Here is a 23,177-nt window from a genome sequence, read left to right on the forward strand (position 1 = left end):
GGCCCCCGGGGGTGCGCCCCCCCCCCCCCCCCCGGGCCGCTACCGCGTGGCGTCGAGGATCCACTCCACGAGTCCCAGCAGGCCGTCCACGTCGTCCGCCTGGTACATCAGGTCGACGAGGACGTGCCGCACGTCCGTCTGGTCCTGGACCCGCTTGATCGTGTCCGCCACGTCGGCGACGACCGTCGTCGAGCGCACGGTCGGGTAGACCCGCAGGATCGCGTCGAGGGTGGCGGGGTCCCGGCCCAGGTCGGCCCGCATCGCGCGGATGGCCGCCAGCGGCTTGACCACCATGGCGTCGAGGTCGGTCATGCCGGGCGGCGCGACGGCGGGCAGCCAGCCGTCGGCCCGGCGGGCGACCCGGCGCATCGCGGCCGGGGCGAAGCCCGCGAGGTAGACCGGGGGACGCCGCACGGGCTTGAGCGCGGACTTCGTGGCGGGCACCTGCCAGTGCTCGCCGTGGAACTCCGCCGGGTCGGCGGTCCACAACTGCTCCAGCGCGTCGAGGGTCTCGTCGAGCCGGGCGCCCCGCTCCTTCATCGGCACCCCCGCCGCCACGTACTCCTCGGGCGACCAGCCCGTGCCGAACCCCGGCACCAGGCGGCCGCCGCTGAGGACGTCGAGCGTCGTGAGCGTGCGGGCCAGCAGGGCGGGCGGGTACCACGGGGTGTTGAGGATGTTGCTGCCGATCTCCACCCGCTCGGTCGCCGTCGCGGCCACGCCGAGCAGCACGAACGGGTCGAGGATCGCGCTGAACTCCTCGGGGAACGTGTCGGCGCCGTTGTAGCCGATCTCGGGGTCCACCGGGGAGAGCAGCCGGTCGATGACCCACAGGCTGGCAGCGCCCAGCCGTTCGGCCTCCCGCGCGTACCGCGCGACCTGCGGAGCCTGCCAGGCGACCTTGCCGACCTGGGGAAGCGTGAATCCGATCTTCACGAGTCACTCCCTTGGAGAAGCTACTTCTTATTTAGAAGTGCCCCTCGAGATTAGCATCAGCTCATGTCCGACGAGTGCGAACGCGGGGACGCGGCGCTGACCCGCGCGTTCTCGCTGCTGGGTACGAGGTGGACCGGGCTGCTGCTGGGGCAGCTCGGTCGTGGTCCGGCCGGGTACCGGGAGCTGTCCCGGAGCCTCGGCAAGGTGAGCGACTCCGTGCTCGCGGAGCGGCTGGCGACGCTGACCGACGCGGGCCTGGTGTCGCGGACGGTGTCCGACGGCCCGCCGGTGGCCGTGACCTACGCGCTGACCCCGGCCGGGTGCGCGCTGATGCCCGCCCTCCAGCAGATCTCCGACTGGGCGGAGCTCCACCTGCCCGCGTGAACGCCGAAAGGCCCCCCGACCTGGCGGTCGGAGGGCCTTGTCGGTGTGGCGACTACGAGTTGATGGTGTAGCTGTCGCCGTAGACCTTCCACCTGAGCGGCGGGGTGAGGTCGAAGTTGCCCGCGTTCAGGAACACCCGCTGCGCGGTGTCGACGCGCGAGGTGTCCGAGTGCGCCTCCTCCTGCTGCATCGCCCACACGCGGGCGTCCAGGAACGCGTTCAGCCACGCGGTCTCGTCGCCGCCCTGCGACGGCGGCTTCGCCTTGCCCAGCGCGCGGTTGCGGATGCCGCGGAAGCCGGTGCCGCTGCCGTCGCCGTGCATGACGATGGCGTCGTAGTAGATGAACTGGCCGAGCGTGCGGACGCCGTCCGACTTGCCCTGGTTCACGGCGGGGTTGAAGTACACCCGGTCGCGCTCGTCGTTCTGCGACGCCTGGAAGACCGGGTCGCTCGCGGCCGTCTTCCAGTCCCTGGTGTAGTTCGGGTCCAGGCCGTCGTGCGAGTCCGAGCCGTCGACCTCGCGCAGGGCGGGCAGGTACTTCTCCAGCACGTTGCCGGGAGCCCGGTTCGAGTACTCCTGGACGAGCTCCAGCATGTCGTGCGTGCCGGAGCAGAAGCCGATGATGCCGCCGGTGTAGCCGCGGCCGTCGCCGATGTCCTCGATGTAGCCGTACTGCGCCTTCCAGTCCAGCGAGGAGTTCTCCGCGCTGGAGACGAGCTTCATCGCGATTTCCTTCTTGGCGGGGTCGTCCAGGCCGACCGCCGCCGCCCGGACGTCGTCCGCGGCACGAGCGCCGTCGGCGGCCATCGGCCGCGCCAGGGCGCTCGTGGTTCCCGCGGACACGAGCGAGATCGAGAGGGCTGCTACTGCGGCGAGGCGCAGGAGCCTGCCTGAGTTCAGCACGAGAGGAACCTCCGCGGAACAGGGGATGGGACACGGCGGCGGGGTGTCCGTTCGGGTGCCACCCGGCAGGGAGCTGGGTGGGCGATCGCCACCGTAACGGCGTCACCGCCTATTGGGCAACCTTCTTGCCATATCCAGTTTTTCGGAGATTCCTGTTTAACGGCAACGGTTTCCAGGGGAACGTTCGGTCTACTCAGGACGCGAAACGGCCCCCCGACCGAGTGGGTCGGGGGGCCGTTGCCGGTGTGACGACTACGAGTTGATGCTGTAGCTGTCGCCGTAGACCTTCCACTTGAGCGGCGGGTTCAGGTCGAGGTTGCCCGCCTTGAGGAACACGCGCTGCGCGGTGTCGATGCGCGAGGTGTCCGAGTGCGCCTCCTCCTGCTGCATGGCCCACACGCGGGCGTCGAGGAAGGCGTTGAGCCACGTGGTCTCGTTGCCGCCCTGTGACGGGGGCTTCGCCTTGCCGAGCGCGCGCTTGCGGATGTTGCGGAAGCTGGTGCTGTCGTCACCGTCGCCGTGCACGACGATCGCGTCGTAGTAGGCGAACTGGCCAAGGGCGCGGACGCCGTCGGCCTTGCCCTGGTTCACGGCGGGGGTGAAGTACACGCGGTCGCGCTCGAAGTTCTGCGAGTCCTTGAAGACCTGGTCCTTCGCGGCGGTCTTCCAGTCCTTCACGTACGCGTTGCCGAGGCCGGTGTGCGAGTCCGAGCCGTCGACCTTCTTCAGCGCGGGCAGGTACTTCGCCAGGATGTTGTTGGGCGAGCGCTTGGTGTACTCCTGCACCAGTTCGAGCATGTCGTGCGTGCCGGAGCAGAAGCCGATGATGCCCGCGGTGTAGCCGCGGCCGTCGCCGATGTCCTCGATGTAGCTGTACTGGGCCTTCCAGTCCAACGACGAGTTCTCGGCGCTGGAGACCAGCTTCATCGCGATCTCCTTCTTGGCCGCGTTGTCCAGGTCGACCGCGGCGGCGCTGACCCCGTCCGCGGACATCGGCTTCGCGAGCGCAGCCGTGGTGGTGACCGAGGAGACCAGGGCGATCGACATCGTCGCCACCGCGGCCAGGCGCAGGAGCCTGCCTGAGTTGAACACGAAAACCTCCGCGAAAACAGGGGATGGGACACACGGCTGCGGCGGCTGGTGTCTGCATCTTTCGTGAGGCACCCGGTGGGATCTGGGGTGATGGCGGTCACCGTAATCCACGGAAACGCTATTAGGCAACCTTCTTACCCAATTCGTCTGACATGCACTTTTGGACCACTCAGTACCAGTGGTCCAGGTGGGATATGGAGGTCCATTCGCGGACAAATCAGACAGTGGTCCGGACCTGTTGCCTAGCCGACCCGGTACTCGGAGTCCGGCACGTCGGTCACGAACATGTGGCCCGGCGCGTGGGTGATGGCGAACGGCGGCCTCGACGCCATCAGCGCGGCCTGCGGCGTCACCCCGCACGCCCAGAACACCGGCACGTCACCGGGCTCGGCGGCGACCGGGTCCCCGAAGTCCGGCGCGGCCGGGTCGGCGACGCCCAGCGCGGCCGGGTCGCCCACGTGGACCGGCGACCCGTGCACCGCGGGCATCCGGCCGCTGACCCTCGCCGCGGTGTCGACGAGGTCCTCTGGGATCCAGCGCAGCGACACCACCATCGGCCCGTGCACCCGGCCCGCCGGGCGGCACTCGCGGTTCGTCACGAACATCGGCACGTTGCGGCCCTGCTCGACGTGCCGCAGCGGCACCCCGGCCCTCGCCAGGTCGCCCTCGAACGTGAAGCTGCACCCGATGAGGAACGCCACCAGGTCGTCGCGCCAGAACGGCGTGGCGTCGGTCGGCTCCTCGACGAGCGCGCCGTCGCGCCACACCCGGTAGCGCGGCAGGTCCGTCCGCAGGTCGGCGCCGGGCGCGAGGACGGTCCGCGGGCTGCCCGCGTCCGTCACGTCCAGCACCGGGCACGGCTTCGGGTTCCGCTGCGTGAACAGCAGCACGTCGTACGCCCAGTCGGCCGGGACGGCGATGAGGTTCGCCTGCGCGAACCCCGTCGCCAGACCGGCCGTGGGCCCGCTCGCGCGGGCCCGGACCTCCTCCGGTGTCACGTCAGCTCCCGTCCCAGGGTCTCCGGCAGTCCCAGCAGCGCCAGCACCGCGACGCCGTACGCGGCCGCCCCGAACACCATCGCGCCGCCGACGCCCATGCTCTCCGCCAGGAACCCGACGCCCGCCGGGAAGAGCGCCCCGACGGCCCGGCCGAAGTTGTAGGTGAAGCCCTGCCCGGTGCCGCGCACGTCCGTCGGGTACAGCTCCGCGAGGAACGAGCCGAACCCGCTGAAGATGGCCGACGCGCAGAAGCCGAGCGGGAACCCGAGGAACAGCACGGCCGTGTTCGCGCCGGTGGGGATTTGCGTGTAGAGCATGATCAGCACGGCGGACAGGACGGCGAAGAGGGCGAAGGTCTTCTTGCGCCCCAACCGGTCCGTGACGAACCCGCCGCACACGTACCCGATGAACGCTCCGGAAATCAGGAACGCGTAGTAGCCCGTGGTGTTGATGACGGACAGTCCGCGCTCGGTCTTGAGGTACGTCGGCAGCCAGGTGGCGAGCGTGTAGTACCCGCCCTGCACGCCGGTCGCCAGGAGGGCGGCGAAGAACGTGGTCTTCCTCAGGTCCCTGGCGAAGATCGCCGAGAAGTTCCGCGTGCTCTTCTCGCGCTGCTCCACGGTTCCCGGAGCGTCCTGCACCGTGCGTCGGATGTAGAGGATCAGCACCGCGGGCAGCGCCCCGGTCCAGAACATGATCCGCCACGCCAGGTCCGGCCCCGCCACGGAGAACACGACGGTGTAGACCACCACCGCCAGCCCCCACCCGACCGCCCACGCGCTCTGGATGAACGCCACGGCCCGCCCGCGGTACTCCGGCTTCGAGTACTCGGCCACCAGGATCGCCCCGGCGGCCCACTCCCCACCGAACCCGAGCCCTTGCAGGCCGCGGAACACGAGCAGCATCTCGTAGCTGGTGGCGAACCCGCAGAGGACCGTGAACACGGCGTAGGTGAGGACCGTGAGGAGAAGGGTCCGCACCCGCCCGATCCGATCGGCCAACACCCCGGCCACCGCACCGCCGAGCGCGGAGAGTACCAGCGTGGCCGTGTTCAACAGCCCGGCTTGGCCTTTGGAGATCCCGAAGAACGACGTGATCGCCACGAGGCTGAGGGGAAGGATCCAGTAGTCGTAGGAGTCGAGGCCGTAACCGCCGAACGCCCCGACGAACGCCCGCTTACCACGCGGTCCAAGCGACCTGAACCAGCCTTGCCGAGCCTCCGGGGTCGTGGATGTCGTACTCATTCGCACCTCTCAACGGGTCTCGCGATGGGTGGGGGGAGAGTTTGTGCTGTGGCTCACACGGTAGGGGATTGTTGAACAATCCTTCAAGGGGGCAATCGGCGGAAGCTTCCGCTTGTGGCGGGGTGCATTCGGGTGTGCCCTGGAGGGTTGGGGGTTCGGAGGGGGGCGGTGCAGGGAGCGGCTGCTCGGCGAGTGTGGTGTGTGGGTGGCGGTGGAGGGTTGGGGGTTTGGCGGGCGGGCGGTGTGTGGGTGGGCGGTGATGGGCTGCTTGGCGGGGGTGGTGTGTGGGCAGTGGAGGGCTGCTCGGCGGGGTTGGGCGTCGATGGGAAGTGGAGGGCTATTTGGCGGGGTGGCGTGCGGGCGGGCTGCTCGGCGGGGTGGCGTGTGAGTGGGCTGTCCGGCGGGGTGGCGCGTGGGTGGTGGCGTGCTGTTCGGAGGGGTGGCGAGCGGGGCCCAGCCGTCTTGGCGGGTGGCTGGTGGAATGAAGACTTGGCGAGTGGCGGCGGTGCCGGGCCGCTTTGGTGCCATGGATGCCCGCCGAGGGGGCGGTCGGCGGGGCGGTTGGGAATCGCTGCGGGTGGCTTCTGCTGGTGGATCGCTTCGGTGGCTGCGGTGGGGGCGACTCGCGCCCTCTGCCGCAATCTGCCGCGACTCCGGAGACGACCAGCCCAGGTGACCGGTCCACTCAGGCCGCGCCGCAGCCCCCAAGCCGGTGAACGGTCCATTCGGCCGAAACGGCAGCCCAAGGAGGCCGGGTGAACGGTCCGTTCAGTCCATGCCGTGCCCCTGGGGGCTGGTGAGCGGTCCATTCAGCCTGAATGGCAGGTTCTCGAAGGCTGGTGAACGGTCCGTTCAGCCGGATCCGACTTGGCGCGAGGGCCGATGGTTGGCCCGCTCGACCCCGATGCGACTCTCCGGTTCGGTCGCCGAGCTTGATGAACGGTCCATTCAGCCGGAACCGGCTGCGAGCCCGGTGAACGGTCCATTCAGCTCGAACCGCAGGGATTCCGAGGTTCGTGAACGGTCCGTTCGGCTGGACTCGGCGCGGTGTGGGACTGGGTGAATGGACCGTTCAACCCTCGCACTGCTCCGGCTCGGCTGCCGGGTGTTGGTGAACGGTCCGTTCGGTCGGGCTCGGTGAGGTCTGAAGCGGGTGAGTGGACCGTTCGATTCCCTGCCGCTCCGACTCGGTCGCCAAGTGTCGGTGAACGGACCGTTCAGGCGGAACGGGCGAGCCGCGAGGTCCGGTGAACGGGCCGTTCAGCCCCAACCTCGCGGCCCCGCACCTAGTTCGGGTTCGGCAAGTGCCCGAACTCGGCCAGCGGTACCGGCACGGCGCGCAAAGCGCTCAAGATGCCCGCCTCCCGGTGCAGCATCCGGCGGACCAAGCGCAGTCTCCGGGCCGCCGAGGTCTCCTCCAGCAGTCGCTGCCGGTCCTCCAACGCCAACAGGCAATCCCCCGCCAGCAGGTACGACAACAGCTCGTGCGTGGTTTCCGCTGGTGGTGGGGCCCAGTCTTCCTTGTGCCACGCGGCGGCGCAGTAGCGCTGGTGGGCGGCGCGGGCGGAGTCGGCCATCAAGGGCAGGACTTCGGCCACGGGTGGGGGTGTCGGGGTGTCCGGTAGCCATTCCACCTCGCCCACCAGGTACGGCGCGGCGGTGTGGTCCACCGACAGCAGCTTGAAGCGTTGTTCGCCGCGGGTGACGATGTCGAACCTGCCGTCGTTGAGCCTGCGCGCTTCGCGGAGCAGGGCGGAGCAGCCCACTTCGCGCATCGACGCCACGTTGTCGGTGCCCATCGCCCAGCCCTCGCGCAGCGAGATCACGCCGAACTGGCGGTCCGGCAGGACGCCGGTGACCAGGTCGACGGTCAGCTGGCGGTACCGGGGCTCGAAGATGTGCAGCGGCAAGGACGCTCCGGGCATCAGCACGGTGCCCAGCGGGAACAGGGGGAGCGTCTCGGTCACGCCTTCACGTTACGACGTGGCGGTCGTGCCCGCCGGACGGCCGGTCGACGGCGGGCGCAGCACGGCGAACTGGTCGGTCACCAGGATTCCCCTTGCGCTGAAACGGAAAAGGGCCGCGGGCCTGCCGCCGGTGGGGCCGGGTGGGCTGGTGTCGCCGGTGGGTTCCAGCAGGCCGCGGCGGGAGAGGACGCGTTGCAGGTTGGTGGCGGAGACCCGGTAGCCCAGTGCCGCGGAGTACAGCTCGCGGAGCGCGGAGATGGTGAAGTCCGGTGGCGCCAAGGCGAATCCGAGGTTCGTGTACGACAGCTTCGAGCCAAGCCGGTGCCGGGCCTTGTGGATGATCGACCGGTGGTCGAACGCGGTCACGGGGAGGTCGTCGACCGGGAACCACTCGGTGTCCGCGGGCACGACCGGGTCGATGTCGGAGGGCACCAGGCCGAGGAACGCGGTCGCCACGACGCGCGGTCCGGGGACCCGGTCCGGGGCGCTGAAGACCGACAGCTGCTCCACGTGCGAGAGCTGCCTGACGTCGACCTTCTCCGCCAGCTGGCGGCGGATCGAGGCCTCGATGTCCTCCCGGTCGCCGAGCGCGCCGCCGGGGAGTGACCACCGGTGAGCGTGCGGTTCCCGAGCGCGTCGCCAGAGCATGACCTGGAGTGATCCGGCTCTCACCTGGAGTACTGCGGCCAACACCTCATGTCCCGCGAGACCCACGGGCTGATACTATCGGTCACGTTTTCGACCCAAAGGCGAAAACCTCGGAGAGTCGCGAGGAGGACCCCATGGTCGCTACCGCATATGTGGAGCGAACCTCAGACGGCGCGTACGACGGCATCGAGGCCGACGCGTCCTGGCGCGCGGAGGTGCTCGAACTCGCACGTCAGCGCGACGCGGTGATCCTCGCCCACAACTACCAGCTGCCCGAGATCCAGGACATCGCCCACCACACGGGCGACTCGCTCGCGCTGAGCCGGATCGCGGCCGCCAGCGAGGCCTCCACGATCATCTTCTGCGGCGTCCACTTCATGGCCGAGACCGCGAAGATCCTGGCCCCGCAGAAGACCGTGCTGATCCCGGACGAGCGGGCGGGCTGCTCGCTCGCCGACTCGATCACCGGCGCGCAGCTGCGCGAGTGGAAGGCCGAGCACCCCGGCGCGGTGGTCGTGTCCTACGTGAACACCACGGCCGAGGTGAAGGCCGAGACGGACATCTGCTGCACGTCCTCGAACGCGGTCGACGTCGTCGCCTCCATCCCCGCCGACCGCGAGGTGCTGTTCCTGCCGGACCAGTTCCTCGGCGCGCACGTGAAGCGCGAGACCGGCCGCGAGAACCTGCACATCTGGGCGGGCGAGTGCCACGTGCACGCGGGCATCAACGGCCCCGAGCTGGCGGCGCGCGCGGCCGAGGACCCCGAGGCCGACCTGTTCATCCACCCGGAGTGCGGCTGCGCCACCTCGGCGCTCTACCTCGCGGGCGAGGGCATCGTGCCCGCGAACCAGGTCCGCATCCTCTCGACCGGCGACATGATCACCGCCGCGCGCGGGACCACGGCGAAGTCCGTGCTGGTCGCGACCGAGATCGGCATGCTGCACCAGCTGCGCAAGGCCGCGCCGGAGATCGACTTCCGCGCGGTGAACGACCGGGCGTCGTGCAAGTACATGAAGATGATCACGCCGACCGCGCTGCTGCGCTGCCTGCGCGAGAACAAGGACGAGGTGCACGTCGACCCGGAGACCGCCAAGCGGGCGCAGGCGTCGGTGCAGCGGATGATCGAGATCGGCAAGCCCGGCGGCGGCGAGTGAGGCCGCGGTGGGAGGCCCGTGCCGACCTCGTCGTGGTCGGCACGGGGGTGGCGGGCCTGACGGCCGCGCTGCGCGCCCACGAACTGGGCCTGCGGGTCCTCGTCGTCACGAAGGCCAGCGGGCCGGACGGCAACACGCGCTGGGCGCAGGGCGGCGTCGCCGTCGTGCTGCCCGGTGAGCACGACGAGGGCGACACGGTCGACGCGCACATCGGCGACACGCTCGTCGCGGGCGCGGGCCTCTGCGACACCGACGCCGTCACCGCGGTCATCTCCGGCGGACCGGAGGCGGTCACGCGGCTGCGCGAGCGCGGCGCGGTGTTCGACGCCAAGCCGGACGGTCACCTGGCGCGCACCCGCGAAGGCGGGCACACGGCGTTCCGCGTGGTGCACTCCGGCGGCGACGCGACCGGGGCCGAGGTCGAACGGGCGCTGCTCGCGGCCACGGTCGACGGTCGACTGCCGGTGCTGGAGCAGCACGTCGCGGTCGACGCGCTGCGGACGCCGCTCGGCGCGGTGTGCGGGCTGCTGGTGCTGGACGGCAACGGCGTCCCCGGCGTGATCGGCGCGCCCGCGGTGCTGCTGGCCAGCGGCGGGCTCGGCCAGCTCTACCAGGCCACGTCCAACCCCGAGGTCGCCACCGGCGACGGGCTGGCGCTGGCGATGCGGGCCGGGGCCATGGCCGCGGACGTCGAGTTCGTCCAGTTCCACCCGACCGTCCTGTACACCGGTCGCGGCGCGCGCGGCCGCTGCCCGCTGATCACCGAGGCCGTCCGCGGCGAGGGCGCGGTGCTCGTCGACGCGACCGGCGCGCGGGTCATGAAGGGCGTGCACCCGTTGGAGGACCTGGCTCCTCGCGACGTGGTCGCGGCGGCCATCACCCGGCACATGGCGGCCGGTCCCGGCGGGGTCGACGACCACGTGTTCCTCGACGCCACCGGTCTCGGCTCGATGGCGACCCGGTTCCCGACCGTCCACGCGGCCTGCGTCGCGGCGGGCGTCGACCCGGCGCACGACCCGATCCCGGTCGCCCCGGCGGCGCACTTCGCGTGCGGCGGCGTGATGGCCGACGTCGACGGGCGCACCGCCGTCACCGGCCTGTACGCGGCGGGCGAGGTGGCCCGCACCGGGCTGCACGGCGCGAACCGCCTGGCGTCCAACAGCTTGCTGGAGGGACTGGTCGTCGGCACGCGGTCCGCCGAGGCCATCGCGGCGGACTTGGCGCTGGGCCTGCTGGCCGACCCGAAGGCCGCGCTCGACCCGGTGCTGCCGACGGCCCCGGTCGCCGACCGCGACTCGCTGCAACGGGTCATGAGCCGGTACGCGGCCATCGGCCGGGACGCCGAGGGCCTCGCGGTCGTCGGCTCCGTGCTCGACCTGTCCACTGTGGACCGGGTGCTCGACACCCGGCGGCTGGTGGAGGACGCGGCGCTGACGCTGGCGGCGCGGGCGCTCATCGCGGCGGCCGCCGAGCGGACCGAGTCGCGCGGCTGCCACGTGCGGACCGACCACACCGAACGGGACGAGGTGCGCTGGCACCGGAGCCAGGTCGTCCGGCTCACGCCGACCGGCCAGCCCGTGCTCGCGGATCCCGTCATGGCCTGGGGAGCGGCATGACCACGCTGGACCTGGAAGACGCCCGCCGGGCGATCGCGCTGGCGCTCGCGGAGGACCTCCGCTACGGCCCGGACGCGACGACGGAGGCGACCGTGCCCGCCGACGCGGTGGCGGTCGCCGAGCTGACCCCGCGCGCGGCGGGCGTGCTGGCCGGGGTCCCGGTGGCGCTGGAGGTGTTCGGCTCCGGCGTGGAAGTTCTGTCGCACAAGCAGGACGGGGAGAAGGCCGTGCCCGGCGAGCCCGCGCTGGTCGTGCGCGGCAGGGTGCGCGACCTGCTCACCGCCGAGCGCACGGCGTTGAACTTCCTCACGCACCTGTCCGGCATCGCGACCGCCACGGCGGCGTGGGTCGACGCGGTGGCGGGCACGAAGGCCCGCATCCGCGACTCCCGCAAGACGTTGCCCGGCCTGCGTTTGCTGGAGAAGTACGCGGTCCGCTGCGGCGGCGGGGTCAACCACCGCATGGGTCTCGGCGACGCCGTCCTGATCAAGGACAACCACGTCGTCGCGGCGGGGTCGGTGAAGGCCGCCATGGCGGCGGTCCGCGCCCACGCCCCCGACCTGTTCTGCGAGGTCGAGGTGGACAGCCTCGACCAGCTCGACGAGGCCGTCGCCGAGGGCGCGGAACTGGTGCTGCTGGACAACTTCACGCCCGAGATGTGCGTCGAGGCCGTCCGCCGGGCGGGCGGGGTCCCGCTGGAGGCGTCCGGCGGGCTCACGCTGGCCGTCGCGAGGGCGTACGCCGAGACCGGCGTCGACTACCTCGCCGTCGGCGGGCTGACGCACTCCTCGCCCGCGCTGGACCTGGGCATGGACCTGCGCTAGAGCGGGCTCGTCGCGAACGGGCGCAGGTACGGGAGCTGCGGCAGGCGTTCCGCGCCGTAGAGGAAGCGGGCGAGCAGCACGGTCAGCCACGGCGCGCTGAACCCGGCCAGGCACAGGGGTTCCGCGGCGGCGAAGTTCAGGAAGCACACTGCCCGCGGCGGGTCGGCGGTGAACTCCACGACGCTGTCGTGGTCGAAGGAGAGCCACCGGCCCGCCGCGAAGCACAGCGTGCGCCGGTCCGTCACGACCGTGCGCGCCGCGCAGTGCTCGCGCCACTGCGGGGCCGCCAGCTGCTCGGCCCGGTTCCTCGCCATCGAGTTGCCGACGGCGTTCGCGGCCAGTCCCGCGGCGACGAACAGCGGCGAGCCGAAGAAGAAGCCGCTGTTCGTCTCGTAGCCGACGTCCATGGCGTAGAACCGCGAGTACGTCAGTGTCACGTCGGAGTACGACGTCTCACCCGGTGCGAGGCGCACGGGCGTGAAGACCGGCTGTGGCTCGCCGCCCGCCGACAGGTGCCGGTACAGGTGGGTGGCCGCGCCCCACGCCTGGTACCACTCAGCCGAGTTCGTCATGCCCGTGCCCCATGCGCTGAGAAGATCATCCGGACGGTCTCCGCGGTCCGCAAACGTGCGGAAACCTCCCGGTCAGAGCCGCCGGTTCGCCAGCACCGGCAACGTCCGCCGAGCGCTCTCCACGGCCTCCGCGTCGATCTCCACCACCAGCAGGTCCGGTTGCGCCCCAAGGCTTCCCACGACGTTGCCCAACGGGTCCGCGACCGTGCTGTGCCCGACGCCGGTGGGCGCGGACCCGAGGTCGACGCCCGGATCGGCCTGCCCGCACGCCAGCACCCACGAGGTGCAGTCCAGCGCCCGCGCCCGGACCAGCAGCTCCCACTGCTCGACCTTCCCCGGCCCGGCGCCCCACGACGCCCCGAGCAGCACGGCGGACGCGCCCTGGTCCGCCAGCGCCCGGAACAGCTCGGGGAAGCGGATGTCGTAGCAGGTGGCGATGCCCAGCGTCAGCCCGTCGACCTCGATCGTCACCGGCTTCGCGCCCGGCGCGACCGTGCTCGACTCCTGGAACCCGAACGCGTCGAACAGGTGGATCTTGTCGTAGCCGAGGTGCACGTCCGCCCCCGTCACCAGCAGCGTGTTGGTCACCCGGCCGTCCGCGGTGGGCGTGAACATGCCCGCGACGACGACCACGCCGTGCTCCACGGCGATGGCGCGCACGGCCGTCGCCCACGGGCCGTCCAACGGCTCGGCGATCGGCTTGAGGGACACCCCGAACCGGCACTGGGTCGCCTCGGGGAAGAGGACGACCCTGGCGCCGTCGGCGGCGGCGCGGCGGACCCCGTCGCGCACCAGGTCGAGGTTCTCCGCGGGGTCGGTGGTCGAGCTGATCTGGCTGAGCGCGATGCGCACGGGGTGATCCTCCTCTGGTATACACACAGTATGCAGGTGTCCGGTCGCGACAAGGCGTACGAGTTCCTCAAGGACACCATCCTGGCCGACCCCGAGATGCAGGGGCGGTTCATCAGCGAGCAGGACGTGGCCGACCGGATCGGCGTGTCCCGCACCCCCATCCGCGAGGCGCTGCTGCTGCTCGCCGCGGAGGACCTCGTGCAGCTCGTGCCGAAGAAGGGCGCTTACGTGGCCCCGATCTCCGGCCGCCAGGTCGCCGAGCTGATGGAGCTGCGCGGCGTGGTCGAGCGGTTCGCCGCCGAGCGCGTGCTGGCCGCCGGTACCGCGCCGATCAGGGCGATGCGCGAGGCGATCGAACGCCAGACGTCGTTGCGGGGCATGGCGGACGCGCGCGAGTTCATCGACGTCGACCGCCGGTTCCACGCCCTGCTGGTGGCCGCGACCGGCAACGAGCTGATGGGCAAGGTGTACGAGGGCCTGCGGGCACGGCAGGTGCGCGCGGGCGTCGTGGCGCTGTACCGCTCGGAGGGCAGGCAGGACGCGGTGCTGATGGAGCACGAGTCGATCGTGGCCGCGCTCGAGTCCGGGGACGTCGGCGCGGCCACGGCCGCCATCAGCGCTCACCTGGAGTCGACGCTCAAGGTGCTGCTCGGCGCCTGATCCTCTTCGGGATCGCGCCCGAGGTAGAGGCCGATCAGCGTGACCACGCAGGCGATCGTCACGTAGGCCGCGACCAGCACCCAGGTCTTGAACGACGCCAGCAGCGCGGTGAACACCAAAGGCGCGACGGCCCCGCCGATCACGCCCGCGAGGGTGTAGGCGAGCGAGCTGCCGGTGTAGCGCAGCCGGGGCGTGAACTGCTCGGAGATGAACGCCGCCTGCGGGCCGTACATGAACGCGTGGAACGCGAGCCCGACCACGATGCCCAGCACCAGGTACAGCCGCGACCCGGTGTCGATCAGCGGGAAGAACACGAACGGCCACACCGCGCCGCACAGGGCCGCGCCCGCGTAGAGGACCCGGCGGTTCACCCGGTCCGACAGCCACCCGGCCAGCGGCATCAGGACGAGCTGGCACGCCGAGGCGATCAGCACGGCGGTGAGGCCGGCGTTGCGCGGCAGGCCGAGCTGCGTGGTGATGTAGGTCAGGACGAACACGGTGAACAGGGCGTAGAGCACGTCCGGGCCCACGCGGCACAGGACGGCGGCCACCAGCGGGCGGCGCTGGGTGCGGAACACCTCGCTGATCGGCGCGGTCGGCCGGTCGCCGCTCTCCTGGATCGCCTTGAACACCGGCGTCTCCTCCAGCTTCAGCCGGATCCACAGGCCGAACGCCACGAGCACCGCGGACAGCAGGAACGCGACCCGCCAGCCCCACGACAGGAACTGCTCGTCGGTGAGCAGCGCGCCCAGCAGCGCCAGGACGCCGTTCGCCATCAGGTTTCCCGCGGGCGGCCCGATCTGCGCGGCCGACGCCCAGAAGCCGCGCTGCTTGGGATCGCCGTACTCGCTGGACAGCAGCACGGCCCCGCCCCACTCGCCGCCGAGGCCGACGCCCTGCGCGAAGCGCAGCACCACCAGCAGCACGCCCGCGAGGCCGCCGATGGCCGCGTGCGTGGGCAGCAGGCCGATCAGCATCGTGGCGAAACCGGTGATCAGCAGGGTCGTCACGAGCACGCGCTTGCGGCCCAGCGTGTCGCCGAGCCTGCCGAACAGGAACCCGCCCAGCGGTCGGGACAGGTACCCGACGGCGTAGGTGGAGAACGCCAGCAGGGTCGCGGTCAGCGGTTCGGAGCTGGGGAAGAACAGCGGGCCGAGCACCACGGCGGCGGCCACGTTGTAGATCGCGAAGTCGTACCACTCCAGCGCGGTGCCGGAGAGCGACGCGGCGAACGCGCGGATCAATGCGGGCCTGCCCACGGCGGTGGTCTGAGTCGACGGCATCGTGTAATACTGCCTGTATACAACTCGTATGCGCAAGGAGCGGCATGGCAGATCTGCGATTCGACCTCCCCGACGGCAGCACCGTCGCGGTGACCGTCACGACCCTGCTCAACGGCGGCTACGCGGGCCGCAGCCAGGACGACGTGGCCGCCCACGTGCGGGAACTCGCCGAACTGGGCGTTCCCGCGCCGAGCGAGACCCCGAGCCTCTACCCGGTCGCGCCCTACCTCGCGCAGCAGACCGACGAGGTGCCCGCGCAGCACGACCGGACCTCCGGCGAGGCCGAGTGGGCGCTGGTCGTGACCGACGACGACGTGCTCCTCACCGTCGCCTGCGACCACACCGACCGGGCGCTGGAGGTGCACGGCGTGGCGTGGAGCAAGCAGGCCGGGCCCGACGTGCTCGGGCGGAAGGCGTGGCGGCTCGCGGACGTGGCCGACCGGATCGACCAGGTCGAGCTGACCGCGTGGGCCGACGGCGTGGAGATCCAGGTCGGCACGCTCGCCGAACTGCTCGCGCCCGCCTACTGGCTCGACGTGCTGCGGGCCCGTGACCTGCTCCGGCCCGGCACGGTGCTGCTCTCCGGCACCATCCCGATGCGCGAGGGCGTGAACCAGTTCGCGCGGGAGTGGCGGGTGGCGCTGTGCGACCCCGCGACCGGCGACACCATCGAGTGCGCCTACGCCGTGCGCCCACTGCCGGTGGCGATCGGCTGACGGCGGCGGAGCGCACGCACTAGGGTCGGGTGTCGTGCGCTTCCTGTTGCCCCCCGTCCTGCTCGTGGCCGCCGTCGCCGCCTCCGCGTGCACCGGCACGACCACGCCCAGCGCGGAAGGCACGAAGGACAACAGCTCGATCGTGCTCGCCGACGCCACCGAGCCCGCGACGCTCAACCCGTTGCTGGGCTACGGCTCCGAGGGCGTCTCCAAGATCTTCGACGGGCTGGTGGAGCACCGCGCGGACCGCACGCTGCGGCCGCAGCTCGCCGCCGAGGCCCCCCGGCCCGCCGCGGACGGCCTGTCCTGGACGGTGAAGCTGCGCACCGACGTGAAGTTCACCGACGGCACCACCTTCGGCGCGGAGGACGTCGTGGCGACCTACCGGGCGCTGCTCGACCCGGCCTCCGGGGCGACGGTGCGGTCGAAGTTCGCGATGCTCACCGGCGTCGAGCAGCTGGACGCGCAGGACGTCCGGTTCACGCTGTCGAAGCCCTACGCGCCGTTCCCGGACCTGCTCGTCCTCGGCATCCTGCCCAGCGAGGCGCTGGCCGCCGGGGGACCGCTGGCGACCAGCCCGGTCAACACCCGGCCCGTCGGCACCGGCCCGTACCGGCTGACCGAGTGGACCAAGGGCGACAAGATGGTCCTGGAGGCGAACCCCGAGCACCTGGAGGGCGCACCCAAGATCAAGAAGGTCACGGTGGTGTTCGTCCCGGACGACAACACCAGGGCGCAGCGGATGGAGAAGGGCGAGCTGGACGGCACCGACCTGCCGCCGCGGCTGGCCGCGAAGTTCGCCCAGACCACCGGGATGCGCGTGCTCGACCACAGCACCGCCGACCTGCGCGCCATCACGCTGCCCACGGCCAACCCGGTCACCGGCGACCCGGCCATGCGGCTCGCGCTCAACTCCGCCGTCAACCGGCAGGGGATGATCGACACCCTGCTCGCGGGCAAGGGCACGGCCGCGAGCACCCCCGTGCCCGCCGCGCTGCCCGAGTTCGTCGACCCGGACGCGACGTTCCGCTACGACAAGGCGCAGGCCGACTTCCTGCTCGACCAGGCCGGGTGGGTCAAGGGCGCGGACGGGCTGCGGGCCCGCAACGGCGTGACCGCCTCGTTCACCCTCATGTACCCGACCGGCGACGTGGTCCGCAGCGACCTGGCGACCGCGTTCGCCGCCGACGCCAGGGCCGTCGGCGTCGACGTGCAGCTCGCCGGGCTCAGCCGCGAGGCCATCGTGCCGCGGCTGGCCAAGGACGCCGTCCTCGGCGGCGAGGGTGACCCGTTCGACCCCGACCAGGCGCTGTACGGGATGTTGCACACCGGCGCGGCCGCCAACCCCGCCGGCTACTCGAACCCCGAGGTGGACGCGGCACTGGACGCGGGCCGCACGCTGCTCGACCCGGCCCAGCGCGCGGCCGCGTACGTGCAGTTCCAGCGCGCGTACCTCGCCGCGCCCGGCCTGGTGACCCTCGCCTTCGTCTCGCACACCTACGTGGTGCGGGAGAACTGGACCGGCTACCAGCAGGTGGTCGACCCGTCCGTCCACGGCGGCCTGTCGTGGGGCCCGTGGTGGAACCTCCAGAAGTGGACGCCGAAGTGACCAGCGGTGATCGGACGCAGTTCTCGATCGACATCCATCGAGACACCCCCGCCGCGCTCGACCAGGTGTTCCTGGACAGCGCGGGCTCCTCGCTCCCGCCGACGCCGGTGCTGGACGTCCAGCTCGACCACCTGCGCCGCGAGGCCGAGGTCGGCGGGTACCGGGCCGCGGCCGAACGCGCCGACGACTTGGAGGCGGGCTACGGCGTGCTGGCCGAGCTGCTCGGCGCGGACGCCGACGAGATCGCGTTCAGCGACAGCGCGACCCGGTCGTGGCTGGGCGCGTTCGACGCCGTGCCGCTCGCCGAGGGCGACCGGGTGCTGATCACCGAGGTCGAGTACGCGGGCAACGCCGTGCCGCTGCTGCGGCGCGCGGAGGAGACCGGCGCGACGATCGAGACCGTGCCGTCCGACGCGCACGGGCAGGTCGACGTGGCCGCGCTGCGCGAGCTGCTGGACGAGCGGGTCAGGCTGGTGTCGGTGGTGCACGTGCCGACCAACGGCGGGCTGGTGAACCCGGTCGCCGAGATCGCCGCCGCCGCGCACGAGGTGGGCGCGCTGGTGCTGCTGGACGCCTGCCAGTCGATCGGCCAGTTCCCCGTGGGGCTGCGCGACCTGGGCGTCGACATGCTGTCCGGCACCGGCCGCAAGTGGCTGCGCGGGCCCCGCGGCACCGGTGTGCTGGCCGTGCGCCGCGAGGTGCTGCCGCTGCTGCGGCCGAGGCTGGTCGACCTGCGCAGCGGCGAGTGGACGTCGCCGACGACCTACGCGCTGCGCGAGGACGCGCGGGTGTTCGAGCTGTGGGAGTCCTCGGTCGCCGCCAGGCTCGGGCTGGTCGAGGCCGCCCGGTACGCGCTCGGCGTCGGACTGGACACCATCGCGGCCGAGGTCGGCGACCGCGCCAAGCGCTTGCGCGCCGGTCTCGCGGACCTGCCCGGCGTCCGGGTCCGCGACCTGGGCGAGCGGCAGTGCGGCCTGGTCACGTTCACCGTCGACGGGGTCGCCGCCCCCGAGGTGCGGGACCGGCTGGCCGAGGTGGGCGTGACCGTGACGGCCAGCTTCGTCAGCTCGACCAGGATCGACATGGCCAAGCGCGGGCTCGACGAAGTGGTGCGGGCGTCCCCGCACTACTTCGTCTCGCCCGAGCAGGTCGATCAGGCGGTCGCGGCCGTCAGCAGGATTGGCCGATGACCCGCGGCACGCAGTCCGCGTAGCCGAGGAACAGGTCCACGGCGGTGTCGTTGCGGGTCACCTGCGCGGCGATGGCCGTGTCGCGCGGGTAGAAGCCGTTCAGGCCCGTGCCCGACTTCGGGTACATCTCGAAGGTGTAGCTCCAGATCTTGTGCGTGGCCCACATCCAGTCGTTGATGCCGCCGTCGGTGATGTACAGGTCGCTGGACTGCTGCGGCGTGTACCCGTTGCGGCTGGCCATCTGCCGCCCGAGCGTCGCGAAGGCGTTGGCCTGGTCGGCGTTGAGGCCGGTCGCGGTGTCGTTGTAGGTGTAGCCGTAGGGCCACAGGATCAGCTCGGAGTAGGTGTGCCAGTCGATGTGCGCCTTGATCTGCTGCACGCCCCCGACGACCCGCGAGTTCACGAAGTCGCGCACCCGCTGGGTCTCCGGCGCGGAGAACGCGCTCGGGCCGCGGTAGGTCTCGCTCGACCCGGTGCCGCTGGACCCGCCGCAGCAGCCCCACTGGTAGCCCCAGTTGCGGTTCGGGTCGGTGCCGGTGGACGTCGAGTTCGGCTGCCGGTTCTTCCGCCACCCGCGCAGCGTGCCCGCCGCGATGTCGTACTCCGCGCCGTCCGGGTTCACGCTCGGCACGACCCAGATCTCCCGGCTGTCCACCAGCGCCTTGATGGCGGTGTTGGTGGCGTAGCCGTCGGTCAGGCGCTGGATGATGTGCAGGCACATCTCGACGGTCAGGTGCTCGCGGGCGTGCTGGTTGCAGGTGAACAGCACCTCCGGCTTCGCCTGGTCGGCCGAGGGGTTGTTGCTGATCTTCAGCGCGTACAGGGACCGGCCCTGGTAGGACGTGCCGATCGTCTGCAACCGCGCCAGCGTCGGGTGGTCGGCGACGGTCTGGTTCAGCTCGGCCGTCGTCTCGGCGTAGTTGTGGTAGCCGGTGTAGCCGGACGGGAAGTCCAGCGTGCCGATCTCGGCCTTGCCCAGCTGGGCGAGCTGCTCGTCGGCGTCGCCCTTCGACTTCACCGCGAGGCCGGTGGAGCGCAGGGCGCGCAGCTGCGACGGCTCGGCGATCACGGTCAGCTTGTCGCCGTCCATGCCGAGCACGTCGACACCGGTGCGGGCGACCTTGGTGCGCGCCACCGCGTCGGCGGCGGTGACCTCGTAGACCGTGCGCTGGGAGTGCACGGGGGTGGTTTCGGCGGCCACCGGGGCCGCCGCGGCTATCAGGGCCAGGCAGGCTAACGCGACAAGGCCACGTCGTTTCGCGAACATGGGCGTCTCTCCATCATCAGCAGGGGTTTGCGACGGAGTGGTGCTGTTCGAGGGTGGCGCGGTCCGGGTTGTCCAGATAGCGCCGTTTGCGGGGTACGCCCTGCTCCGCACCGGGCTGACAGTTGACACAATTCCGCTTCGCCTAGGCTGAGGGTCATGCTCAACCGCACCGACCTGCGAGGCAGTGTCCCGTCACCGACCGAACTCCGCGCGGTCCTCCCGCGTGCCGAGGTGGACGTGGACGCGGTGCTGCATCAGGTCCGGCCGCTGGTCGAGGCGGTGCGCGAGCGCGGTGCCGAGGCCGCGCTGGAGTTCGGCGAGCGCTTCGACAAGGTGCGGCCGACGTCCGTGCGGGTGCCCGCCGACGAGATCGCCAAGGCCCTCGACGGCCTCGACCCGGCCGTGCGCGCCGCCCTCGATGTGTCGATCGAACGGGCCCGCAAGGTGCACGCCGAGCAGCGCCGGACCGACAAGACGGTCCAGGTCGTGCCCGGCGGCACGGTGACCGAGCGCTGGGTGCCCGTCGCCCGCGTCGGCCTCTACGCGCCCGGCGGACTCGCCGTGCTGGCGTCCAGCGTCGTGATGAACGTCGTCCCCGCGCAGGAGGCGGGCGTGGAGGCGATGGTCGTCTGCTCGCCCCCGCAGGCCGAGTTCGGTGGACTTCCGCACCCGACGATCCTGGCCGCCGCCGCGCTGCTCGGCGTGGACGAGGTGTGGGCCGTCGGCGGCGCGCAGGCCGTGGCGCTGCTCGCCTACGGCGGCGTGGACACCGACGGCGCCGTGCTGGAGCCCGTCGACCTGGTGACCGGGCCCGGCAACCTGTACGTCACGGCCGCCAAGCGGATGCTGCGCGGCCTGATCGGCATCGACGCCGAAGCCGGCACGACGGAGATCGCGGTCCTCGCGGACGCGACGGCCGACCCGGTGCACGTGGCCGCCGACCTGATCAGCCAGGCCGAGCACGACCCGGCCGCCGCGAGCGTGCTGGTGACCGACTCGGTCGAGCTGGCCGACGCCGTGGACGCCGAGCTGGAGCGCCAGGTGAAGGCGACCAAGCACCACGAGCGGGTGCGGACGGCGTTGGGCGGCAAGCAGTCCGGCACCGTGCTGGTGTCCTCTGTGGACGACGGGCTGCGGGTGGTGAACGCCTACGCGGCCGAGCACCTGGAGATCCAGACGGCCGACGCCTCCGCCGTCGCGGCACGGGTCCGGTCCGCTGGCGCGGTCTTCGTCGGCCCGCACTCGCCGGTGTCGCTGGGCGACTACTGCGCGGGCTCCAACCACGTGCTGCCCACGGGCGGCTGCGCCCGGCACTCGTCCGGGCTGTCGGTGCAGACGTTCCTGCGCGGCATCCACGTGATCGACTACTCCGAGGACGCGCTGCGCGAGGTGGCGGACCACGTCGTGGCCCTGGCCAACGCCGAGGACCTGCCCGCGCACGGCCAGGCCGTGAGGGCGAGGTTCGCCCGATGAAGCCGGTCGGCGAGCGCGTGGAGCTGTCGGACCTGCCGCTGCGGGAAGACCTGCGGGGGCGCACGCCGTACGGCGCTCCGCAGTTGGAGGTGCCGGTCCGGCTCAACACCAACGAGAACCCGTACCCGCCCACGCCCGCGCTGGTGGCGGACGTGGTGGCGGCGGTCGCCGAGATCGCGAGCGAGCTGCACCGGTACCCGGACCGCGACGCGCTCGCGCTGCGGTCGGACCTCGCGGCGTACCTCGCGGACGCGACCGGCGTGCCGCTGACCGAGCGGAACCTGTGGGCCGCCAACGGGTCGAACGAGATCCTCCAGCAGATCCTCCAGGCGTTCGGCGGCCCCGGCCGCACGGCGCTGGGGTTCGAGCCGTCGTACTCGATGCACCCGATCATCGCCGCGGGCACCCGCACCGAGTGGTCGCCCACGCCCCGCCGTGAGGACTTCTCGCTGGACACCGAGCGGGCCGCCGAGATCGTGGCCGAGCGGCAGCCGGACGTGGTGTTCGTGACCAGCCCGAACAACCCGACCGGCCAGAGCGTGCCGCCGTCGGAGCTGCGCGACCTGATCGCGGCGGCCCCCGGCGTGGTCGTCGTGGACGAGGCGTACGCGGAGTTCTCGCCGCGCCGCAGCGCCGTGGAGCTGATCGAGGAGTTCCCGGCGAAGCTGATCGTCAGCCGCACCATGAGCAAGGCGTTCGCCTTCGCGGGTGGACGGCTGGGCTACCTGGCCGCCGCGCCCGCCGTGGTCGACGCGCTGCTGCTCGTGCGGCTGCCGTACCACCTGTCGGCGCTGACGCAGGCCGCCGCCCGCGCCTCGCTGCGGCACGCCGCCGAGACGCTCGGGTCGGTGGCGAGGCTGGCCGCCGAACGCGACCGGGTCGCGGAGTCGTTGGCGGGACTGGGTTTCCGGGTCGTCGAGAGCGACTCGAACTTCCTGCTGTTCGGCTGGTTCGAGGACGCCCACGCGACCTGGCGGTCCTATTTGGAGCGTGGCGTCCTGATCAGGGACGTCGGCATCGCAGGGCACCTGCGGGTCACCATCGGAACGCCCGAGGAGAACGACGCCTTCCTCGCGGCGAGCAAGGAGGTTCGTCGGTGAGTCGGGTCGGCAAGGTGGAGCGCGCCACCAGCGAGTCGTCGGTGTACGTCGAGATCGACCTCGACGGCACCGGCCAGGTCGAGATCGACACCGGGGTGCCGTTCTACGACCACATGCTCACCGCGTTTGGCGTGCACGGGAGCTTCGACCTCAAGGTCCGCGCGACCGGCGACGTGCACATCGACGCGCACCACAGCGTCGAGGACGTCGCGATCGTGCTCGGCCAGGCGCTGCGGGAGGCGTTGGGGGACAAGAAGGGCATCCGCCGCTTCGGCGACTGCTGGATCCCGATGGACGAGACCCTCGCGCACGCGGCGGTCGATGTCTCGGGCCGCCCGTACTGCGTGCACATCGGGGAACCGGAGCAGTTCAACACGTTCACGATCGGCAACAACTACCCGTTCGTGCTGAACCGGCACGTGTTCGACTCGCTGGCGTTCCACGCGCAGATCGCGCTGCACGTCCGCGTCGAGTACGGCCGCGACCCGCACCACATCACCGAGGCCGAGTTCAAGGCCGTCGCGCGGGCGCTGCGCGCGGCCGTCGAGCCGGACCCGCGGGTGGTGGGCGTGCCGTCCACCAAGGGCGTCCTGTAATGCCGAAGGAGTACGTCGGCATCGGGCTGCTGGCCCTCGCGGGCTTCCTGCTCGGTGGCGTGTACAGCACGTGGAAGACGGCCAAGGCCGTG

General features: G+C 71.6%; 22 protein-coding genes. 11 read left to right on the forward strand and 11 right to left on the reverse strand.

The genetic code is table 11. The features are described 5' to 3' along the window. Positions 1-39: 39 nt before the first annotated feature. Positions 40-936, reverse strand: a complete 897-nt coding sequence (locus ACFWW9_RS23320) for a TIGR03619 family F420-dependent LLM class oxidoreductase (protein WP_390381559.1) — start codon at positions 934-936, stop codon at positions 40-42. Between the two features lie 63 nt (positions 937-999). Between ACFWW9_RS23320 and ACFWW9_RS23325 the strand changes: the two genes are divergently transcribed. Then, positions 1,000-1,320 carry a winged helix-turn-helix transcriptional regulator gene (locus ACFWW9_RS23325; RefSeq protein ID WP_390381562.1) on the forward strand — a complete coding sequence of 107 codons (321 nt, stop codon included), beginning with the start codon at positions 1,000-1,002 and terminating at the stop codon, positions 1,318-1,320. A gap of 52 nt (positions 1,321-1,372) precedes the next feature. Here ACFWW9_RS23325 and ACFWW9_RS23330 read toward each other — a convergent pair whose 3' ends face one another. The 6 genes from ACFWW9_RS23330 to ACFWW9_RS23355 form a co-directional block, all read right to left on the reverse strand. Further along, positions 1,373-2,224, reverse strand: coding sequence for a chitosanase (locus ACFWW9_RS23330; protein WP_390381565.1), 852 nt, complete (start codon positions 2,222-2,224; stop codon positions 1,373-1,375). A gap of 252 nt (positions 2,225-2,476) precedes the next feature. Then, positions 2,477-3,271 carry a chitosanase gene (locus tag ACFWW9_RS23335; RefSeq protein ID WP_390381698.1) on the reverse strand — a complete coding sequence of 265 codons (795 nt, stop codon included), beginning with the start codon at positions 3,269-3,271 and terminating at the stop codon, positions 2,477-2,479. A gap of 287 nt (positions 3,272-3,558) precedes the next feature. Continuing rightward, positions 3,559-4,314, reverse strand: coding sequence for a putative hydro-lyase (locus ACFWW9_RS23340; RefSeq protein WP_390381568.1), 756 nt, complete (start codon positions 4,312-4,314; stop codon positions 3,559-3,561). Then, on the reverse strand, positions 4,311-5,558 hold the full coding sequence (locus ACFWW9_RS23345; RefSeq protein ID WP_390381571.1) for an MFS transporter: 1,248 nt from the start codon (positions 5,556-5,558) through the stop codon (positions 4,311-4,313). The genes ACFWW9_RS23340 and ACFWW9_RS23345 overlap by 4 nt, the downstream gene beginning before the upstream one ends. Before the next feature lie 1,286 nt (positions 5,559-6,844). Then, on the reverse strand, positions 6,845-7,525 hold the full coding sequence (locus ACFWW9_RS23350; protein ID WP_390381574.1) for an LON peptidase substrate-binding domain-containing protein: 681 nt from the start codon (positions 7,523-7,525) through the stop codon (positions 6,845-6,847). A 9-nt stretch (positions 7,526-7,534) separates the two neighbouring features. Further along, entirely contained in the window at positions 7,535-8,239 is a 705-nt protein-coding gene (locus tag ACFWW9_RS23355) for an NUDIX domain-containing protein (RefSeq protein ID WP_390381577.1), read from the reverse strand. A 68-nt stretch (positions 8,240-8,307) separates the two neighbouring features. On the opposite strand from ACFWW9_RS23355, the gene nadA reads away from it, so the two are divergent. Genes nadA through nadC form a run of 3 tightly spaced genes read left to right on the forward strand, consistent with a single transcriptional unit; the run spans position 8,308 to position 11,767 of the window. Further along, positions 8,308-9,327 (forward strand): quinolinate synthase NadA, encoded by a 1,020-nt coding sequence (nadA, locus tag ACFWW9_RS23360; protein ID WP_390381579.1) that lies wholly within the window; start codon positions 8,308-8,310, stop codon positions 9,325-9,327. Beyond that, positions 9,324-10,943: an L-aspartate oxidase gene (locus ACFWW9_RS23365; protein WP_390381582.1), complete on the forward strand. Its 1,620-nt coding sequence runs from the start codon at positions 9,324-9,326 to the stop codon at positions 10,941-10,943. The genes nadA and ACFWW9_RS23365 overlap by 4 nt, the downstream gene beginning before the upstream one ends. Then, positions 10,940-11,767, forward strand: coding sequence for a carboxylating nicotinate-nucleotide diphosphorylase (gene nadC / locus ACFWW9_RS23370; protein ID WP_390381584.1), 828 nt, complete (start codon positions 10,940-10,942; stop codon positions 11,765-11,767). The genes ACFWW9_RS23365 and nadC overlap by 4 nt, the downstream gene beginning before the upstream one ends. Here the strand turns inward: nadC and ACFWW9_RS23375 are convergent. Both ACFWW9_RS23375 and ACFWW9_RS23380 read right to left on the reverse strand, forming a co-directional pair. After that, entirely contained in the window at positions 11,764-12,339 is a 576-nt protein-coding gene (locus ACFWW9_RS23375) for a hypothetical protein (RefSeq protein WP_390381587.1), read from the reverse strand. The two genes, nadC and ACFWW9_RS23375, sit on opposite strands and share 4 nt — an antisense overlap. A gap of 72 nt (positions 12,340-12,411) precedes the next feature. Then, positions 12,412-13,191: a carbon-nitrogen hydrolase family protein gene (locus ACFWW9_RS23380; RefSeq protein ID WP_390381589.1), complete on the reverse strand. Its 780-nt coding sequence runs from the start codon at positions 13,189-13,191 to the stop codon at positions 12,412-12,414. Positions 13,192-13,221: 30 nt separating this feature from the next. On the opposite strand from ACFWW9_RS23380, the gene ACFWW9_RS23385 reads away from it, so the two are divergent. After that, positions 13,222-13,851, forward strand: a complete 630-nt coding sequence (locus ACFWW9_RS23385) for a GntR family transcriptional regulator (RefSeq protein ID WP_390381592.1) — start codon at positions 13,222-13,224, stop codon at positions 13,849-13,851. Here ACFWW9_RS23385 and ACFWW9_RS23390 read toward each other — a convergent pair. Next, on the reverse strand, positions 13,812-15,134 hold the full coding sequence (locus ACFWW9_RS23390) for an MFS transporter (protein WP_390381595.1): 1,323 nt from the start codon (positions 15,132-15,134) through the stop codon (positions 13,812-13,814). The genes ACFWW9_RS23385 and ACFWW9_RS23390 overlap by 40 nt on opposite strands. Before the next feature lie 44 nt (positions 15,135-15,178). Between ACFWW9_RS23390 and ACFWW9_RS23395 the strand changes: the two genes are divergently transcribed. Genes ACFWW9_RS23395 through ACFWW9_RS23405 form a run of 3 tightly spaced genes read left to right on the forward strand, consistent with a single transcriptional unit; the run spans position 15,179 to position 18,649 of the window. Next, positions 15,179-15,850: a DUF2848 domain-containing protein gene (locus ACFWW9_RS23395; RefSeq protein WP_390381598.1), complete on the forward strand. Its 672-nt coding sequence runs from the start codon at positions 15,179-15,181 to the stop codon at positions 15,848-15,850. A gap of 34 nt (positions 15,851-15,884) precedes the next feature. After that, on the forward strand, positions 15,885-17,459 hold the full coding sequence (locus ACFWW9_RS23400; RefSeq protein WP_390381601.1) for an ABC transporter substrate-binding protein: 1,575 nt from the start codon (positions 15,885-15,887) through the stop codon (positions 17,457-17,459). Further along, on the forward strand, positions 17,444-18,649 hold the full coding sequence (locus ACFWW9_RS23405) for an aminotransferase class V-fold PLP-dependent enzyme (protein ID WP_390381604.1): 1,206 nt from the start codon (positions 17,444-17,446) through the stop codon (positions 18,647-18,649). The genes ACFWW9_RS23400 and ACFWW9_RS23405 overlap by 16 nt, the downstream gene beginning before the upstream one ends. On the opposite strand, the gene ACFWW9_RS23410 is transcribed toward ACFWW9_RS23405, so the two are convergent. After that, a complete protein-coding gene (locus ACFWW9_RS23410; protein ID WP_390381607.1) occupies positions 18,630-19,916 on the reverse strand; it encodes a M14 family metallopeptidase in 1,287 nt (428 codons plus the stop codon). The genes ACFWW9_RS23405 and ACFWW9_RS23410 overlap by 20 nt on opposite strands. 156 nt (positions 19,917-20,072) lie before the next feature. Between ACFWW9_RS23410 and hisD the strand changes: the two genes are divergently transcribed. Genes hisD through hisB form a run of 3 tightly spaced genes read left to right on the forward strand, consistent with a single transcriptional unit; the run spans position 20,073 to position 23,085 of the window. Further along, a complete protein-coding gene (gene hisD, locus ACFWW9_RS23415; RefSeq protein ID WP_390381610.1) occupies positions 20,073-21,389 on the forward strand; it encodes a histidinol dehydrogenase in 1,317 nt (438 codons plus the stop codon). Then, positions 21,386-22,489: a histidinol-phosphate transaminase gene (locus ACFWW9_RS23420; RefSeq protein ID WP_390381613.1), complete on the forward strand. Its 1,104-nt coding sequence runs from the start codon at positions 21,386-21,388 to the stop codon at positions 22,487-22,489. Before hisD ends, ACFWW9_RS23420 begins: the two co-directional genes overlap by 4 nt. Next, positions 22,486-23,085: an imidazoleglycerol-phosphate dehydratase HisB gene (gene hisB / locus ACFWW9_RS23425; protein WP_390381616.1), complete on the forward strand. Its 600-nt coding sequence runs from the start codon at positions 22,486-22,488 to the stop codon at positions 23,083-23,085. The genes ACFWW9_RS23420 and hisB overlap by 4 nt, the downstream gene beginning before the upstream one ends. Positions 23,086-23,177 lie beyond the last annotated feature (92 nt).

The organism is Umezawaea sp. NPDC059074 (assembly GCF_042738955.1).
Taxonomy (GTDB): Bacteria; Actinomycetota; Actinomycetes; order Mycobacteriales; family Pseudonocardiaceae; genus Umezawaea.

What these genes read in the sequence shown, in the direction of transcription:
- ACFWW9_RS23325 (WP_390381562.1), top strand. Translation starts at nt 1,000, where the DNA reads ATGTCCGACGAGTGCGAACGCGGGGACGCGGCGCTGACCCGCGCGTTC.
- ACFWW9_RS23335 (WP_390381698.1), bottom strand. Translation starts at nt 3,271, where the DNA reads ATGTCGATCGCCCTGGTCTCCTCGGTCACCACCACGGCTGCGCTCGCG.
- ACFWW9_RS23345 (WP_390381571.1), bottom strand. Translation starts at nt 5,558, where the DNA reads ATGAGTACGACATCCACGACCCCGGAGGCTCGGCAAGGCTGGTTCAGG.
- nadA (WP_390381579.1), top strand. Translation starts at nt 8,308, where the DNA reads ATGGTCGCTACCGCATATGTGGAGCGAACCTCAGACGGCGCGTACGAC.
- nadC (WP_390381584.1), top strand. Translation starts at nt 10,940, where the DNA reads ATGACCACGCTGGACCTGGAAGACGCCCGCCGGGCGATCGCGCTGGCG.
- ACFWW9_RS23375 (WP_390381587.1), bottom strand. Translation starts at nt 12,339, where the DNA reads ATGACGAACTCGGCTGAGTGGTACCAGGCGTGGGGCGCGGCCACCCAC.
- ACFWW9_RS23385 (WP_390381592.1), top strand. Translation starts at nt 13,222, where the DNA reads ATGCAGGTGTCCGGTCGCGACAAGGCGTACGAGTTCCTCAAGGACACC.
- ACFWW9_RS23390 (WP_390381595.1), bottom strand. Translation starts at nt 15,134, where the DNA reads ATGCCGTCGACTCAGACCACCGCCGTGGGCAGGCCCGCATTGATCCGC.
- ACFWW9_RS23395 (WP_390381598.1), top strand. Translation starts at nt 15,179, where the DNA reads ATGGCAGATCTGCGATTCGACCTCCCCGACGGCAGCACCGTCGCGGTG.
- ACFWW9_RS23410 (WP_390381607.1), bottom strand. Translation starts at nt 19,916, where the DNA reads ATGTTCGCGAAACGACGTGGCCTTGTCGCGTTAGCCTGCCTGGCCCTG.
- hisD (WP_390381610.1), top strand. Translation starts at nt 20,073, where the DNA reads ATGCTCAACCGCACCGACCTGCGAGGCAGTGTCCCGTCACCGACCGAA.
- ACFWW9_RS23420 (WP_390381613.1), top strand. Translation starts at nt 21,386, where the DNA reads ATGAAGCCGGTCGGCGAGCGCGTGGAGCTGTCGGACCTGCCGCTGCGG.